Source organism: Pseudobutyrivibrio sp. ACV-2, from assembly GCF_900107545.1.
In the GTDB taxonomy this organism is placed as follows: Bacteria; Bacillota; Clostridia; order Lachnospirales; family Lachnospiraceae; genus Pseudobutyrivibrio.
In genome coordinates this window covers 1-17564 of sequence record NZ_FNQZ01000029.1, presented here as the reverse complement: position 1 = coordinate 17564, position 17564 = coordinate 1, and the positions used below count along the sequence as shown (strand labels likewise).

11 protein-coding genes, 5 tRNA genes, 1 rRNA gene and 1 pseudogene are annotated in these 17564 nt (G+C 37.5%); 16 read left to right on the top strand and 2 right to left on the bottom strand.

The window, feature by feature from the left end; all coding sequences use genetic code 11:
- The 8 genes from BLV53_RS16125 to BLV53_RS16090 form a co-directional block, all read left to right on the top strand.
- Positions 1–132 (top strand): 23S ribosomal RNA (locus BLV53_RS16125); the annotation flags it as partial.
- A gap of 124 nt (positions 133–256) precedes the next feature.
- Positions 257–329, top strand: a tRNA-Ala gene (locus tag BLV53_RS16120).
- Between the two features lie 40 nt (positions 330–369).
- A tRNA-Glu gene (locus BLV53_RS16115) sits at positions 370–441 on the top strand.
- Positions 442–453: 12 nt separating this feature from the next.
- Positions 454–527 (top strand) — tRNA-Asp (locus BLV53_RS16110).
- Positions 528–609: 82 nt separating this feature from the next.
- Positions 610–683 (top strand) — tRNA-Arg (locus BLV53_RS16105).
- Positions 684–706: 23 nt separating this feature from the next.
- Positions 707–780 (top strand) — tRNA-His (locus tag BLV53_RS16100).
- 276 nt (positions 781–1056) lie between these two features.
- Positions 1057–1317: a hypothetical protein gene (locus BLV53_RS16095; protein ID WP_090302669.1), complete on the top strand. Its 261-nt coding sequence runs from the start codon at positions 1057–1059 to the stop codon at positions 1315–1317.
- A gap of 246 nt (positions 1318–1563) precedes the next feature.
- Positions 1564–2796, top strand: coding sequence for an EAL domain-containing protein (locus tag BLV53_RS16090; protein WP_090302668.1), 1233 nt, complete (start codon positions 1564–1566; stop codon positions 2794–2796).
- A gap of 47 nt (positions 2797–2843) precedes the next feature.
- On the opposite strand, the gene BLV53_RS16085 is transcribed toward BLV53_RS16090, so the two are convergent.
- A complete protein-coding gene (locus tag BLV53_RS16085) occupies positions 2844–3671 on the bottom strand; it encodes a CPBP family intramembrane glutamic endopeptidase (protein WP_090302667.1) in 828 nt (275 codons plus the stop codon).
- Between the two features lie 249 nt (positions 3672–3920).
- Between BLV53_RS16085 and BLV53_RS16080 the strand changes: the two genes are divergently transcribed.
- From BLV53_RS16080 to BLV53_RS16065, 4 genes are read left to right on the top strand one after another with little or no spacing between them, the layout of a single operon-like run.
- The gene (locus BLV53_RS16080) at positions 3921–4820 is read left to right on the top strand and encodes a TlpA disulfide reductase family protein (RefSeq protein ID WP_090302666.1); all 900 of its coding nucleotides are present in this window, start codon (positions 3921–3923) and stop codon (positions 4818–4820) included.
- Positions 4821–4822: 2 nt separating this feature from the next.
- Positions 4823–5266, top strand: coding sequence for a CD1871A family CXXC motif-containing protein (locus tag BLV53_RS16075; protein ID WP_139298991.1), 444 nt, complete (start codon positions 4823–4825; stop codon positions 5264–5266).
- Between the two features lie 14 nt (positions 5267–5280).
- On the top strand, positions 5281–6702 hold the full coding sequence (locus BLV53_RS16070; RefSeq protein ID WP_090302664.1) for a redoxin family protein: 1422 nt from the start codon (positions 5281–5283) through the stop codon (positions 6700–6702).
- A gap of 27 nt (positions 6703–6729) precedes the next feature.
- Complete coding sequence (locus tag BLV53_RS16065) at positions 6730–8580, top strand: glycerophosphodiester phosphodiesterase family protein (protein WP_090302663.1); 1851 nt, start codon at positions 6730–6732, stop codon at positions 8578–8580.
- 277 nt (positions 8581–8857) lie between these two features.
- Here BLV53_RS16065 and BLV53_RS16060 read toward each other — a convergent pair whose 3' ends face one another.
- A complete protein-coding gene (locus BLV53_RS16060) occupies positions 8858–9928 on the bottom strand; it encodes a hypothetical protein (RefSeq protein ID WP_090302662.1) in 1071 nt (356 codons plus the stop codon).
- Positions 9929–10166: 238 nt separating this feature from the next.
- Between BLV53_RS16060 and BLV53_RS16055 the strand changes: the two genes are divergently transcribed.
- From BLV53_RS16055 to BLV53_RS16040, 4 genes and pseudogenes are all read left to right on the top strand, one after another.
- Complete coding sequence (locus BLV53_RS16055) at positions 10167–11900, top strand: ABC transporter ATP-binding protein (protein WP_090302661.1); 1734 nt, start codon at positions 10167–10169, stop codon at positions 11898–11900.
- 587 nt (positions 11901–12487) lie between these two features.
- Positions 12488–13780 (top strand): annotated as a pseudogene (locus BLV53_RS16050) (IS110 family transposase).
- Between the two features lie 469 nt (positions 13781–14249).
- Positions 14250–15989 (top strand): methyl-accepting chemotaxis protein, encoded by a 1740-nt coding sequence (locus BLV53_RS16045; protein WP_090302660.1) that lies wholly within the window; start codon positions 14250–14252, stop codon positions 15987–15989.
- A 13-nt stretch (positions 15990–16002) separates the two neighbouring features.
- The gene (locus tag BLV53_RS16040) at positions 16003–17343 is read left to right on the top strand and encodes an ABC transporter substrate-binding protein (protein ID WP_090302659.1); all 1341 of its coding nucleotides are present in this window, start codon (positions 16003–16005) and stop codon (positions 17341–17343) included.
- Positions 17344–17564 lie beyond the last annotated feature (221 nt).

The window sequence follows — 17564 nt, the reverse complement described above, 5'->3', positions numbered from 1 at the left end:
CCCCCCTCAAGATGAGATATCCCCTCCATAAGGAGATAAGATCCCTTAAAGACGATAAGGTAGATAGGTTCAAGGTGTAAGTGTGGTAACACACTCAGCTGATGAATACTAATAGATCGAAGGTTTATTCTAAGGTAAAGATATGTAGAAAGATAATTCATTAATGCTGTATGAAGTTTTGAGGTTGCTATAAATATGATTAGCAGGCAGTATCAATAGATGAAGTGCTTGCTATTTTTAAGTAAGTAGTTAATATGGGGGCGTAGCTCAGTTGGGAGAGCACCTGCCTTGCAAGCAGGGGGTCAAGAGTTCGAATCTCTCCGTCTCCATTAAATATAAATAATATTATCTTAAAGTAGTTTATGTTATGGCTCCGTGGTCAAGCGGTTAAGACATCGCCCTTTCACGGCGGTAACACGGGTTCGATTCCCGTCGGAGTCACTTTATTGATATGGCCTCATGGCTCAGTTGGTTAGAGCGCCGCCCTGTCACGGCGGAGGTCGAGGGTTCAAGTCCCTCTGGGGTCGTTAAAATGTATGGTATGTTAGATTTGGTTTCATTTGTAACTACTATACTTTCCTAGCTAAAAGCAACAATTTGTTTTATTATGTGTCAGTAGCTCAGCTGGATAGAGCAACGGCCTTCTAAGCCGTGGGTCGGGGGTTCGAATCCCTTCTGGCACATTAAATAATATATTATTAGTATGGTGGGTGTGGCACAGCTGGTTAGCGCGTCGGATTGTGGTTCCGAAGGTCGAGGGTTCGAACCCCTCTACCCACCCTAGATATTTAATTTATGTTAATAAGGTATTGAAAAAGCTTTAAAGTGTTCTTTAAAGCTTTTTTTAATCGAAGAAATTATGTTTAATTTAGAATAAATATATTTATACAAAGGATTATAAAAATCTTATAATTAATACACATGAAGCAACATACGGATTAATTCATTTATAATATACGTAAGCCATTGACCTAGGTAAGTATATGTTTTATCATATAACAACATGTGAAAAATCACATTTTTTTCGGTGAGGTTTTATCAAATTTGGAGGAAATATTGAAATTGAAGAATAATACAGGAGAATATACACAATTAACTTTATTTGATTATGAAAACTCTACAGTAGAGTATAGTCAGGAAAAGTGGGTAGATGGTTCTATAGTTAAAAATATTTGTAATAACAAAGAATATACGGTTAAAAATGATAATGGTAATATAATTGAAGTTTTTGATAAGGATAGAGGATATTTAATTATGGCAAGATCAGATTTAGAGTATTTGGAAGAAAAAAACAATACAGGTGTAATATTTGGATAATAATAAATAATTTAAAGGATTATAGTAAAATCGGAGGTTATAATAATCTTCGATTTTTTGTATAGATTATTAATTGGCGTTATATAATTGCAAAACATTTATTATACAGGAACATATAATATAAGAATTATATTGCATAAATAAAAAAACACCTAATTTGAAGGATAAATATTGACAAAACACAGGCGTGATAATAATATAAAAATCTATCATATCAATGTGTTTTATAACGTTCGAGGACATAAAATGAAAGGAACTTTACTTGATAACGTAGTTGCAGCTATGGAAAATAATGAGCTGCAAGCATACTATCAGCCACAATATAATCCTAAGAAAGGTGTAATCGGTGGAGCCGAAGCGTTAGTTCGGTGGGTAAAGCCAGATGGCACCATTGTTCCGCCACTTGAGTTTATACCAGAGCTTGAAGAAAAAGGTCAAGTAGGTATCGTTGATTGGTTTATAGCTGAAGAAGTTTGCAAGATCATCAAAGAGCTTGGTGATAAAGCTGTAAAAATAAGTGTAAATTTTGGTAGAGAACATGCCAATGACGAGCATTTTGTAGATAAACTTAATAAACTGGTAGAATCATACCATATTGACAAAGGTCTCTTTGGTGTGGAAATTACAGAATCTGATGTAGCAGCAGAAAAAGAAGATGTTATTGCATGGGTTCATAGAATAGAAGACGCTGGGTATACAGTTTCAATTGATGATTTTGGTTCAGGCATGTCATCTTTATCTTTTGTTAAGGATGTACCTGCAAGAGTATTAAAGATTGACAAATCCTTTTTGGCGGATAATTGTCAATCAGAAAAAGGAAGAATTACATTAGAATCAGTTTTCTACATGGCGCATAGATTAAGACTTACAACCGTAGTTGAGGGAGTAGAAACAAAGGAGCAGTTGGACTTCATAAATACATGTGACTGTGACTATATTCAAGGTTTCCTTTTTTCGAAACCGGTTCCACACGATGAGTTCTTCAACATGTGTACTAATGAGGCCCCAATAGCTGTAGATTTCTTCGATCCCTTTGCACATCAGACAGCTTTTGGGCAAGTACGAGCCCTTGTGGATGCAGTTTATAGTAAATTCAGCATGGTAAATTTTGTTAATCTAACAAGAAATAGTTATCATGTAATGAAAAGAGAAAACTTTGTTAATTCTCTACTACCAGAAACGGGAAGCTATACTGAAGGATATAAGTTTGCCAAAAGTATGTGCAGTGAGGATGACTATGAGACCTTAGATAAAGCATTCACACGAGAAAATCTTCTTGCTGCGTACAATCGCGGTGAGAAATCAGTTGTAAGAATAGTTAAACAGCGTGATGACCAAGGTATTTATCACAAGGTGGCATTTGAGGATTATTTTATGACTCATCCAGATAGTGATGATGTATTCATGGTTTCCTTCATACATAATGTAGACTTTAGTGAGGATACTTATGTAGGTGACTTAAGCTTTGGAAAACAATAAAGGGGGTATGAAAGATTACCCCCATATATTTGTAGCCGGTTTTTACATTAAATCTCCTTGCGGATCCACTTTTCATTCCATATCTGTTTTATAGAGTTTTGATTTTTCTGAATATATATAATGGACAGAATACCTATAATTATATTTATCGTGCATGCTATAATTAATGGAACATCTACAGATGACTGCATCATAATACCATTTTCCAATGTCCCATCGGTGACAAAGCAGTAATAATCCCAAACACTATGTATAATAATTGGAATCAAAATGTTGCCGGTGCACATAAAAAGTGAGGCAAAATAAATTCCCATAAATGTGGTGGCAATGGCCTGTACGATTATGACAGAGATGGCCCCGCCACCTTGAATATTGACCAGATGGACTACGCCGAATATTATTGAGGTAATTATCCAGGTCCAAGTGACACGTTTTTCTGATTTTATAAAATGAAGGCCAATCGGTATAGTTACCGCTCTAAACATAATTTCTTCGCTCACGCCTGCATTCAAGGCCATTCCAAGACTTTCCAGAGTTGGTTTGAAAATAAGTGTACCAGTGATAAAAGAAAGAATAAAATTAATGCACCAATAAATGATAAACAGTATTAAAAGTGACCTTATTTGACCTATAGGGGCGTTAGATTTAATTGAACCTTTATAGTCTGGTTTAAACCAAAGTTCAATGATAAGCAATAGCACAAAAGCTACAAGTGCGGCTAGGATATGGTATATTGCGGTATTACCACCACTAACCCATTTTGAAAGCTCATCCAGAATTGAGATAAGTACTGTAATACAAAAAATAGACAAAACCATCGCAAGCACAGGGAATTTTTCACATATAAAATGACGTCGCTTTTTGTTCTTTTCCATTGTTGTATTCCTTTCTAATTGGGTTAAAAGTGTATTGTAGGTTCATGATATCATTAAGCTGTAAATTAATTGTGTTTTTCTGTTGGGTAAAAAGGTCGTAACAGCCTGTACACTTTATGTTTAGATTTACTTAATACAAGCGTACAAGCATATTTGATATAATGTAAAAAGGGTATATGTTTCAAGAGCTACTGAAAATGTGGTGTCTACGCTAGGGGATAACAAGAGAGCTACAAGGAGGTATGTTTTATGAGAAAAGGTAGATTTATTGTTTCACTGATACTTGTAGGCATCATAGGAACATTATCTGCATGTGGAGTAGCTCAAGTTGAGCAGTCTGAAGTGACTACAGAGGAAGTGGTGGCTAACACGGAGGAAGCGTTCAATGAAGATACATTTGCAAGTGTTCCACCCGCTAGTGGTGCGCAGCTTATAGGCCAAAAGGTTTCTTTTGAGACAGTTGATTTTGATGGCAATATTGTAAGTAGTGATGAGATTTTTAGCCAGCATGAATTTACAATGGTAAATGTTTGGGCAACCTGGTGTATTTTTTGTTTACAGGAACTGCCTGAACTTGAGGTAATAGATAAAGAATTTGCAGAAAATGATTGTGGACTTGTTGGTCTTTGCGGTGATGCAGGAAATGAGGAGATTCTAAAGCATGCCAAGGATTTAGTTGCAGATAATGGTGTTACGTATCTAAATATTCTTCCTTTTGATGGTTGGAATAATATTTTTGGAGTGGATGTAGGTTGGCCTGCATCGTATTTTGTGAACAGAAATGGTGAAATTGTAGGTGAGCCTGTTATTGGAGCTAAACCAGATTCCTATAGAAAGAACATGGAGGAGCTTGTTGAAAATCAATCTTCGAAAGATAAAGCTGAAGATGGTGTATCAAAAAATGCTTACAATATTTATATAGTGGATGAGGACTCAAAGCCATTAGAAGGCGTTAAGGTTCAGTTTTGTACAGATGAAATATGTAAGTTAGGAGATACCGATGCTTCGGGATTGGCATCTTTTGCAGAGCCAGAGGGGATTTATGAGGTTCATATTCTAACAGTTCCAGATGGCTATAAGCAAAAAGAAGAAGTATATAATACGGAAGATAAGTATGGTGATATGACAATTACGATCGAGATAGAGTAATTATGGAAAAAAGGAAACTACTTCTAACTTTACAAAGTATTATGTGGCTGGCCACCGCTTTATGTTTCATAATGTCAGCAGTGCTAATATATACAGAAGGATTAAAGGTCAAGGCTTTGAATCCAATGGCGGACATTTACACAATTGAAGCCATTAGAAGGTATTCATGGACTCCAATTATATTTTTACTTGCTAGTCTATTAATGTCTGTAGTTTGGATATTTTTAAATGTAAAAGAGAGCTCACCAAACTATCCATCAAAAATTATTGATTTTACAAATAATAAAAAAGTTTCTGTCATTTCAGAAGCTGGGCAAAAGAAGCTGAGCACAGCGATTTTTGTGGTTGCAGTGATTTTTATCATCCTGGGATTTTTCAATGGAAGTTTAATGGATGTGCTTATCAAAGCTTCTAAGATTTGTACGGAATGTATCGGTCTGGGATGACGGAAGGATTAAATATGGCTAATGAAAGTATGTCGTGGTGGGAATCACACAAGCCTACAAAACGTCGAATCATACAATTATATAGTGCCTTGCTTTACAACGCATATGTAAAAGGCTTTGCCAAAGGGCAGATTTTTACAGGAAAATCAAAAGCTGTCTGTGTCCCAGGATTGAACTGCTATTCCTGTCCCAGGGCAGCTTTTGCATGTCCGCTTGGTTCACTGCAAAATGCCCTTGGTTCTCTTAATAAAAATATAGGGTTCTATGTGTTTGGAATAATTTTGCTGTATGGAATGCTTCTGGGCCGAACAATATGTGGATGGCTATGTCCTATCGGACTTATTCAGGAATTAATATACAAGCTCCCTACACCAAAGCTAAAAAAGAGTCGTTTAACAAGGTTTCTTAGTTATCTTAAATATGTAATTCTAATTGTATTTGTCATACTGGTACCCATTTATTATGGAATATTTAGGGGGATACCTGTACCAGGATTTTGCAAATACATCTGTCCGGCAGGCACATTAGAAGGTGCAATGGGAATGCTGCCTAAAAACCCACAGTGGCTCTCTATGCTTGGACTTATATTTACCCAAAAATTCATCATTATGGTTATAGTGATTTTGGCTTGCATTTTTTGTTACAGGTCTTTTTGTAGATTTTTATGCCCGTTAGGGGCAATCTATGGACTGTTTAACGGTTTGTCCATAATTGGTATAAAGGTAGATCATGGAAAATGCAATAACTGTGGGGCTTGTGTTAGAAAATGCAAAATGGATGTTAAAAGAGTAGGTGATCATGAGTGTATTCACTGCGGTCAGTGTAGTGCTTATTGCAATCAAAAGGCCATAAGTTTTTCTAATAGTAAGCTTAAAAAAATGGAAAAGCCGCTTATTATTTTGTCAGTGGTGCTACTCATTTCGTTGATTGTCTGGACAAATATCATATCACCTTCAGCGAAAAATGAGGATAATCAGGAAAGCGAATATATATCAGCAAGCGTGCCTATAGGATATAACGTGGGTGAGAGACTTGCTGATTTTGAAGCCACCTGCATAGACGGAAGTACATTTAAATTATCTGAAAACGAAGGAAAGATTGTATACATAAATCTTTGGGCAACCTACTGTGGCCCGTGTGTGAAAGAATTGCCGGAGTTTGTAGCTTTTTATCATGAGCACGAGGAAGACGTGGCAGTACTAGCTGTACATGCAAATCTTACTACAGAGGATGTGAATGAGTACGTTTCAGAAAAGAAATGGGATATTCCAATTGCCATAGATGATGAGAACGAAGGTATATTTAGTATAGTAAATGGGTCAGATGCTTTGCCTCAGACCATAGTGCTAAATAAAAAAGGAGAAGTTATCTACAATCAGGTTGGCTCAGTATCCGCAGAGATTATAGAAAATCTGTATCAGCAGGCTAAAGAGTAAAAAGTGTATTAGGGATTGGGGTAAGTTATGACAAAGAAGGCTGAAAATAGGAAAAACCGGTGCTTTGGGCTTGATATTGGGCTTGAAATATGGGCTTTTCGATTCATTACATCTATTATATTGTTCATACCTGTAGAAATATTGGAAAGTTTATTAAATTGGGTCTCAAGTGGAGAGTTTGGTGCTATAACAACGGCAAATCTGTTAGCAGCAGGTATCTTGAGGATAGTGGTAGTAGGTTTTCTGGCTTTTCTGATTTCTCTTTGCTATATAGCTATAGAATTATTTGCTTATATTGGTTTGTGCGACGATATTTTAAATAATAGAAAAACAGGAATATTTCAAGAGATAGGAAGAGGATTGAATGCTCTTGTATATTTAGGCAGTCCATTCGGAATGCTTTTGCTTTTATATGTGGTAATTATTGTTCCTATTATTGGTATTGGATTTTCCGTGAGCCTTACAGAAAATATCTATATACCTACCTTTATAAGTAGTGTTATTAAGGCTAAACCTATATTTGCAGTTGTTTACTATGGTCTTGGTGTAGTGCTTTTTTTGATAACAGTAATTGGCGTTTTTACACTGCATGGTATAATGTTAGACCAAAAAACACCAAAGGATGCGGCTATGGCATCTGCAAAAATCGTAAAAGCTAATCTTCAAGATTTTTTAATCAGGATGACAAAAATCCTTCTTAGAATACTATGTGTGGTGATAGTTTTCTTGATGGTGACTAATATTATACCTACTGAATTATTGAGTGTTAAGGGCGTGGATTTACCGGTAGGTTATCATGTTGATTTGGCCAATTTTTTAGGGGATAATGCTACAGAATTAGATGGAAAAGTTGTGCTATATAGAGTGGCATGTGCAACCTGGCTATTGTTAGGGCGCTATACATTTTTTGTGGTTGAAATTTTTACATCAAGCTATCTGCTATTGAAGCTTACACAGATGTATTACACTTATACTGGAAAAGAGCTTCAGACTGTAGCACCCAGAAAATCAAAAAGAGGACATCACAGATATATCATCAGATTTAGCTTGATTTATGTATTTTTCGCAGTTTGTTCCGTGCTGCTTGGTGTGTTTTTTGAGGAAATAACTGATTACAGGGACACAAGTATTACTGCTCACCGCACAGGCGGTTTGCTCGCTAGCGAAAATTCTCTTGATGGAATTATTAAGGCAGCTGAATACGGTTGCGCTGGCAGTGAAACTGATATTCAACGTACAAAAGATGGTGAATATATCATTAATCATGACACCACGTTTATGCGATTGTGTGGAGTGGATAAGAAGCCAAGTGAGATGACATTGTCGGAAATTAAAAAGCTTAGGAGTAAAGATACTACAGGCTCAGGAGAGATGCTTGAAGTACCTACTTTAGAAAAACTTTTGGATACAGGAAAAGGAAAGATTAAGCTCTTTTTAGAGCTAAAGGGTCAGACCGCTGATTATCAAATGGTTGATGATGTGGTGGCTATGGTTAAGTCAAAGGACATGGTTGATGATGTGGTGCTGATATCATTAAACTATGCTGCCATTAATTATGCTGAAGAGACCTACCCAGAGTTTGAGACAGGTATCTTGATTTTTGGAGGAGTGGGTGATTTAAGAAAGCTCAACTGCGACATGATTATAATGGAAGAGGAGATGACTAATACTACTACTGTGAACCTGATACATGAAGCTGATAAAACAGTAGGAGTTTGGACTGTAAACACTTGGGAAGCAATGTACCATTTTCTAGAGCTCGATGTCGATACTGTGATAACTGATGATATAAAGATGGCATTTGAAGTAAAGGAAGAACTTGCTAATCGAAGCGATGTAATTAAAATGAGAGATTTAGTAGAAGGAATGTTTGATTAATATTAGTCTTTAATAGTATTTATAAATTTGATACACTTTCCGATGATATGTAAAATAATTCAGAGGTGTTACATGAATATTGCAATAGTAGAGGATGAAATTCAATATGCAAGGCAGTTGGAAAAGCAGATTGAAAAATATTCAAAAGAAAAAATATAAATATCATAACTGTTGTTATTCACAGTTGTTAGATTTAAAAGTCTAAGCAGGATATTTCAGTAGTAACTGAATAAAATAAAAAATCCAAGTTGTCCTTGTGGGCAGCTTGGATTTTTATTTAAAACTTTATTTCGGTAAACTCTAAGGTTTTACCATTTAACATATCTTTTGTGGCACCTATTTCATTTAGTCGGTCTTCGATTTTTTGGTTGAACTCATCCATTGGAATGAAGTCTATTCCGAAGGTATCCATTATTTTTTGATACTGGCTGTCGGTGTAGAGATTTGGAATGTTCATTTCATCCTGGTAATCTTCATAGACTGCATAAGAATAATATTCTGGCCAAGCATTCTCTTCGGAATATTCCTTGGTGCGCAAAGAATAGATGAAGATATCACCTTCGTATGAATCTGTGTCTACTTCAGGATGTTCTTCGCCAGTATAGAACATATTGATATCGGACTGCTCTTCCTCACTGTAGCCAAAAATATATTTACCATTTGCATCGATTATGCTTGTATCCCAGCCATGTAGTGTAGCTCCACCGCTGCCGCTGCTTGTGATTACACCATACTCATTTATATCGCTGCTGCTACGTGACCACTGGCAGAATGCGTGGACTACCTGGATATCGCCCTCCATTTCCTTGAGAATCATGGTGAGGCTAGAATATTCTTCAACCACAGGGCAGACAATTTGAATGGCCAATTCTTTATTTCCATCATTTCCACAATCCAGGTAAGAATACCCTACGTAAGTGACGCCCTCATCACCAAAATATCGGTCTTCGTTTTTAAAAATTTCATTAAACTCAGCTATTAGTTCTGGAAGTGTATATTCTCGCGATTTCAGATAACCAAAGAGTTCATCCTGAAAGTCTGGATATTCGATATTCGCATATACGTTATCCATATAATATGAAAAATTTAGTTTTCCAGTGCCTGCGATAAGGTTGTCATAGGTATTATCTGTTTCAGTAGAAGTTGTTGAACCTTTTTCCGCAGTTGCATTTTCATTTTTTGAAGTGTTTAGAATAGATGAGATGGATGCAGTGGAGCCATTTGGAGCACCTTCATCTTTATTTATTTTAAAATAGACTGCAGCGATGGCCACCAGAATAAGGGCAACCACAATAGTTATAATAGAAATTATTCTTTTTTGTCGTCTTCTTTTTCTCCGCTTGTTCATTAGTTATCTCCCTCATATGTAAATTAATACGCTAAATATTTTAAATGCGCAATTCCTATTATAGTAGTTTAACATTAGTAATCAAGAATTATGAGCGGGGATAAATCTAGTTCTTATAAATGTGGAATGTATTTAAATCTCATAAATTCATTTAAATAATGTACTAGCCAATTTAATTACAATCAATTAAACTATGTAAGATAAAAAGAAATAAAAGAAAGAATTAAGGAAAGATATTATGAAGCTAATTAAAAGATTTATTCCATACTATAAGCCCTATATTGGTGTATTTGTATTGGACTTGGTTTGTGCCACTATTTTGTCAGTAATTGATCTGGCATTTCCACAGCTCCTTAGATTTTTAAGGGGAACATTATATTTGGAGGCTCCGGAAACCATTCTTAAGAATTTAGGTTGGATTGCCATACTTATGATTGTCATGTATCTAATAAGGACAGCCTGCAAATATTATGTCACTTATCAAGGCCACATGATGGGGGCAAAAATAGAGTCAGGAATGCGCCGAGAGTTATTTGAGCGTTTTGAAGCATTCTCATTTTCCTATTATGATACCCATAACACTGGAGAGATGATGAGCAAGCTGGTCTCGGATTTGTTTGATATTTCAGAGCTTGCGCACCATGGTCCAGAGAATATTTTCATCTCAGTGGTAAAGATAGTGGGTTCTTTTGTACTTTTAATGAGAATCAATGTTCCTATGACACTTTGTCTGGCTTTAGTTGTGGTGTTTATGGGTATTTTTGCTATAAATCAGAATCAGAAAATGCGTCGTACATTTTCTGATAATAGAAAGAAGATTGCAGGAATCAATTCTTCTTTACAGGATACTTTAGGCGGTATCAGAGTAGTAAAGTCATTCACAGGAGAGGATATCGAACAGAAGAAATTTGATAAGAGTAACCTTGCATTTTTAGATTCTAAAAATGCAAACTATAAGCAAATGGGAACATTCCACTCTGGAAACAGTATGTTTGAAGGTCTGATGTTTATGACCGTGTTGGTATCTGGCGGCTACTGTATTGCAAAGGGGCAGATATCAGTTGAGGATTTGGCGATTTATGCTTTGTACATAAATATCTTTATAAACCCGGTTAACGTACTTGTGGAATTTACCGAGCAGCTTCAAAAGGGAATGGCTGGTTTTGAGCGATTCACAGAAGTAATGGATACCATGCCTGATATTGTTGATAGTAAAGATGCAACAGAGCTAAATAATGTAAGTGGAGTAATTGATTTTGAAAATGTGTCATTCTCTTATGAAGAGGAGGAGACAGTTTTAGAGAATATCAATCTACATGTAGATGCTGGAAAATCTGTTGCTATAGTAGGACCTTCCGGTGGTGGAAAGACCACGCTTTGTGCACTTATTCCTAGATTTTATGATGTAACTGGAGGTAGTGTGCGAATAGATGGTGTTGATGTCAGAAATGTGACTCAGAAATCTCTGCGTTCATATATTGGAATAGTTCAACAGGATGTTTATCTGTTTAACGGAACAATAAAAGAAAATATAGCCTATGGAAAGCAGGATGCTACCATGGAAGAAATAGTAGAGGCTGCAAGAAATGCAGATTTATTGGATTTTATCGAAAGTCTTCCTGATGGATTTGATACAGAGGTGGGTGAGCGAGGTACTAGATTATCCGGAGGTCAGAAGCAACGTATAGCTATTTCAAGAGTATTCCTTAAGAATCCACCTATCTTAATTTTGGACGAGGCAACCAGTGCCCTGGATAATGAAAGTGAGCGATATATTCAGGAAAGCTTAGATAAGCTTGCCGTGGGCAGAACAACAATTACAATTGCTCATCGTTTGTCTACTATACTTGGTGCTGATGAAATAATTGTTTTGGATGGAGATGGAATTAGAGAAAAGGGTACCCACAAGGAATTAATTAAAGAAGGCGGTATCTATGAGAAATACTATAAGATGCAGCTAGGTGCAATTTAAGACTCATTTCTCATTGAATGCTATACTGCGGCACAAAACATACTCAAACAAAACACAATTACGCCAAATTTATATGCTAACATTACCCTTGTCAATATAATGTCTAAACCGGTTACTGTATTTCTGAGGAAAAACAAAGATTTAAATAATCATACGTATTTATTTGATAATGGCAATATTTTGATTGAAGATTGTGATGATAATGGGAAGATAAGTGCAAGACTACTTATGCCGAAGGACGCTTTGATTGAGTGGATGAGAATAGTGATAAGCGGCAATTAAGAGTTCAAAAATAATATCAGCGAATGATAATCAACAGTTTAATATTAATGAGGAATTAAAACATTGATTAGTTTCATAAATCCATGCATAATTCAAATGTAAAGTGAAGTTATTACATTTGGCGAAGCATGTAATTTGAAATGAATGAAATGAATTATCATATGTAACAAGCTGTGTTGAAGTAAAGGAGCTTCCTGTATAGTTTAAATCGTGGTGGACGTTGAAAAGAAAAAATACCTCAGAGTAGAATAAGATTTACTGACTGGCGGTTGGTAAAAATCTTATTAAACAGAGAGGTATTTCAAATGAAGTCTAACACGCAGAACGCAAAAATTGAAGCAGTAACAGAAAATACTTTGGTTGTAGGTATCGATGTCGGAAGCGAATTCCATTATGCCAGAGCTTTTGACTGGCGGGGGATCGAGTTCTCCAAGAAGCCATTTAAGTTCAGCAATACAGAACCGGGCTTCACAGAGTTTAAGGCATGGATCCTTCATATACAGACAGAGCATGATAAGAATGCAGTACTACCGGGGATGTAGCCGACAGGCCATTACTGGTTCAACCTGGGGAAGTTCCTTCAGGACAACGGCATGAAGCCGGTACTGGTGAATCCGCATCATGTGAAGAAGTCAAAGGAATTGGACGACAATAATCCGACAAAGAACGATCGTAAGGATCCAAAAGTCATTGCAGGATTGATCAAGGATGGACGATACTCGTACCCCTACCTGCCGGACGGTGTGTATGCGGATCTGAGGACAGCATCAAATCTTCGGTTCCAGATGCAGTCGGAACTTACGAGAATACAGAACCGGATCAGTCGTTGGTTCAGCATCTACTTTCCTGAATACAAGGATGTTTATGGGAATCCGGATGCAAAGAGCGGAATGATGATACTGAAAGTTGCCCCGCTCCCGGAAGACATCGTGACGTTGGGTGTCGAAGGGGTAAACAGGATATGGCGGGAAGCCAAGCTCAAGGCGGTAGGACTTAAGAGGGCGAAGACCTTGTATGAAGCCGCAGAGCACAGTATCGGAAACCGGGAAGGAGAAACAGCCGCAAGGCTGGAAATCCGGATGCTGCTGGAGGATTATGAATCCAGAGCGGCAAGGCTTCAGGAGATTATGACGCTGATCGAAACACTGGTAAAACAGATCCCGATGGCTGAAAAGCTGATGGAGATCAAGGGTGTCGGTATAAAGACGGTATCCGGATTTCTGGCGGAGGTCGGTGATATCAGCCGGTTCGATAATCCCAAGCAGCTTCAGAAGCTGGCAGGCCTGGCGATCAAGGAGAACAGTTCAGGGAAACACAAGGGTGAGACAACGATAACAAAACGTGGCCGGAAAAGGCTGAGATATTTACTGTTTGAGGTTGCGATGTCCCTTGTGAGTAAGAATACAGAGTTTTCCCAGCTGCACCAGTATTACACGACCAGGCGGATCAATCCGCTGAAGAAGATGCAGTCACTGATGGCAGTTGCCTGCAAGCTGATCCGGATCTTCTACGTCATGTTGACAAAGCAGGTGGACTACGATCCACAGAAGATGATCGGCGATATCAGAAGACCGGAGATCTATTTGCAGGCAGCATAATAGAGACAGTAACTCGATGGCGGCTGTATCCTGAACAGCCACTGAATAAAGGCAGACTGTCACAGATAACGTCCACCGCAAGGTGCTGTAACAGTAAGCGAGTCAGTAATCAAACATACAAAGAATGAGCCGGCAGTCAGCAGGAGTGTTTTCCATAGGGCATGATCCTGCAAAGGAGCTAAGCTGACGCCCTGGTTATGGATAGGCGGTACGAAGGAAGTTGGGACCCTTGGGGACAAGGGAGAACCCGTTGGATACAGGAGGTTCGCTGCCATAGAGGGAAGGGGTTCGCACAAAGGCCATGTAGAGCGAAATCAATGACGTTCTATTTCGTGCACCCATCTACCACTATTTCAGCACCTGATGCATTGAAATATCCATGAAACTGACTCTTCTTACTGAGATATACCAAGGGAAAAACCTTGGATTTTCAACAAAAACTACTTGATTATATGGAGGGAAGGTATTTATGAAGGCAATGAAAAACTTGAATATTAGGATGAAAATAATGGTTCCAATGTTTATGCTGGTACTATTATTAGTTATTACGTTTTTATCATCGATTTCTAGTTTGACGCAGATGAAAAACGCAGATGAGAGGATTTCTGGTTATTATGCAGAAAGTATGTCGTTGCTGGGGGATATTTCGACTGATGTTGAGGCTTTACAGAAATTAGCCTATTCTCACTGTACAGCTACTGATGTAGAAATGAAAAAGTCAGTAGAGGCAGAAATTGAAACTGTTACAGCGCGTTTGGCTGAAACATGTTCGAAATATGAAACAGTATTAAAAGCAAATAATGGAGATGCTGCTTTATATGAGCAGTATAAGCAGAAATATGATACTTTTATGGACACCTTTAATACAGTAATTACATGTAGTTCATCGTATCAATATACAACAGCTCAGGGAATGGCAAACGTTGAGTTAAAGGCTCAGGGAAGTGATGTAAATACAATGGCTAACCAGATGCGTGAAGCAAACAAGCAGGAAATGGGTGAAGCCGTTCGCAAGAATAGAGGAGCGTACAGTGCTTCAATTAATATAAGCTTGATTATTTTATTACTTGCTGTTATTTTAACAGTACTTTGCTTTATCGTTTGCAAGAGAACAGTTATTAAGCCATTAGAGAAAACACATGAGACATTGCAGCACATTGTAGATGAAATCTCGGATAATAGAGGAGATTTGACAAGAAGAATTGAAGTTAAGGGTACAGATGAAGTTGGTCAGATGGGTAAAGGTATCAATGAGTTTATTGAAGCTTTACAGAGAACGATGAAGAGTATTATTTCAAATTCATCTGAGCTTGACAAGATCGTTGGAAATGTTGCTCACAATGTGACTACAGCAAATGAAGATGCTTGTGATATTTCATCTGTTATGGTGGAGTTATCTGCTTCTATGGAAGAGATATCAGCTACTACAACTGGTGTAAATGAGAATGCAGCAAATGTTGAAGCACATGTTGCTGATTTGGCGAGTGTATCAGAAGACTTATCTGGATACGTTCAGGAAATGAGAAATAGAGCCGATGAGCTTGAGAGAACGGCTGAAGAAAATAAGAAAAATACAAATATAATTATGGGAGATATATTAAGCGCTCTCCAGGAAGCGATTGAAGAATCAAAGAGTGTAGAGAAGGTTAATGGTTTGACAGATGAGATTTTAAGTATTTCATCTCAGACAAACTTACTTGCATTAAATGCTTCCATCGAGGCTGCTCGTGCAGGAGAAGCAGGAAAAGGTTTTGCAGTTGTTGCAGATGAAATTAGACAGTTGGCTGATTCAAGTAGAGAGACAGCAAGTAATATTCAGAATATCAATGATATGGTAACAGTTGCAGTTAAAGAATTAATTAAGAGCTCAGACGAGATTATTACGTACGTTAATGAAACAATCTTGCCTGATTACGACGGTTTCGTATCAAGTGGACAAAAATATAGAGAAGATGCAGCTTACGTAGATAGTGTTGTACATAAATTTAATAAAATGTCTATTGATTTGAAGGATTTGGTAGGAGGTATCAAAGAGGCAATTGAAGGAATTACATCAGCAGTTGATGAAGGTGCAGAAGCAATTTCGAATGCAGCGGATAATACATCTGATTTGGTAAGAAAGATGGAAAATATCGATGAACAGATGCACGGAAATAATGAAGTAGCAAGACAATTAAAAGTTGAAACTGATAGATTTGTTAAATTTTAACTGGAGATGTAATATGAAGAGAAAAATTATATCATGTATATTGGCAACGGGCTGCGTTATATCGCTTTGTTCGTGTGGAACTGACAATGCCGCTCCTAAAACAGAAGCTGGTATAGAAGAGAGTTCACAGCAGCCAGAGCAAACTGAACAGTCTGAGACTGTTAGTGCAAGAGATGTTTATATTTTACCACAGCATTTAGATAATCCGAATTTGGTGATTGTTTGGGATATGTCAGAAGAAGAGTGGGAGAATTTTAAAGCAAATGATTCCAATGCATTTAACCTTGTATGGTCAACAAAAGAAGCCTTTGAGCAAATGTATGGTGGTACTGTAACTGTATATGGCGTAGGCTGGGGTGAAATGATCAACAAAACAACTGAAATGGTTGAAAAGGGTGAGGTCTGTGATTTGGTTCAGGCAAATGATCAGAATTTCCCACGATATGCAAACGATGGAATTGTACAGGATGTGTCTAAGTATGTAAATTTGGACGATGATTTCTGGTATGATAATGTAACAACAGCTTTCACTTTTGGAGGAACTCCATATGCGATGGGGGCAGATGCTAATCCTGTAGTAATTAGTTACAATAAGACCCTTTTTGAACAAAAAGGTGTGAAAACGCCTTCGGAATATTTTGAGGAGGGGAATTGGAACTGGGATACCTTTAAAGAGGTTGGAACTAAAATGGCAGAAGACACCGATGGTGATGGAGAAAATGATATTTATGGCTTTGGCTGGTGGGATTCATTTTATGTTCAAGTGCTAAATGCAGATGGCACTACTGCTTTAGTTTACGACGATGAGGGTAAAGTTCATAGCAATTATGCGAGTAGTGAAGCTAAGGAAACTTTCGAATTTCTTCAGGATGGATATTGTAAAAGCAAGTATATACAGCAGCCAGGAGTAGATTTTGTAGAAGCATTTAAGAGTGGAAAGCTTGCGATGACATGTGAGTATGGTTTTGCTGCAAAATCGGTTTATGAGTGCGATTATGAAGTGGGATGGGCACCACTTCCGACTGGACCATCTGGAGAGGCATATAGCAGCGGAGGAAGTATTGCAGGCTTTGCAATTCCTGTAACGAGTGCAAATCCAGAGGGGGCAGCAGCTTTTGCAAGAATGGCATACGAGATGCAGCTGGATTATAATAGACGTCAGAGAGTTGAACAGAATGGATTGCAGGAAGTTGAATTAATGAATGAACTTTCAAAGCACATTTACTTTGCACCAATCGGTGTAAATAATTATGGGGATGCTCAGTGGATTGTTGCTAATGGTATAGTGACAGGTCAACCAATTCCAGAATTTACAAAAGAAGCAGATGATAAATTGAGAGAAGGAAATAAATAAGATAACATAAAAAGATCGCCGGTAGTAGATGGTTTCAAGATGTGCACCTCCAATCAAAAGCGAATATGCTTCTTAATTGAAGGGCGCGCCGCACATTTTGGTATTCCTGTCAACTGTTTTCTTGAAAATAGGTAATTGCGAAACTCGCTGACGCTCGTTTGCAATCTTGAATCTGAAATATGATATTTCGCGCTTTGGCGCGAAATTACTGATGATTGCAG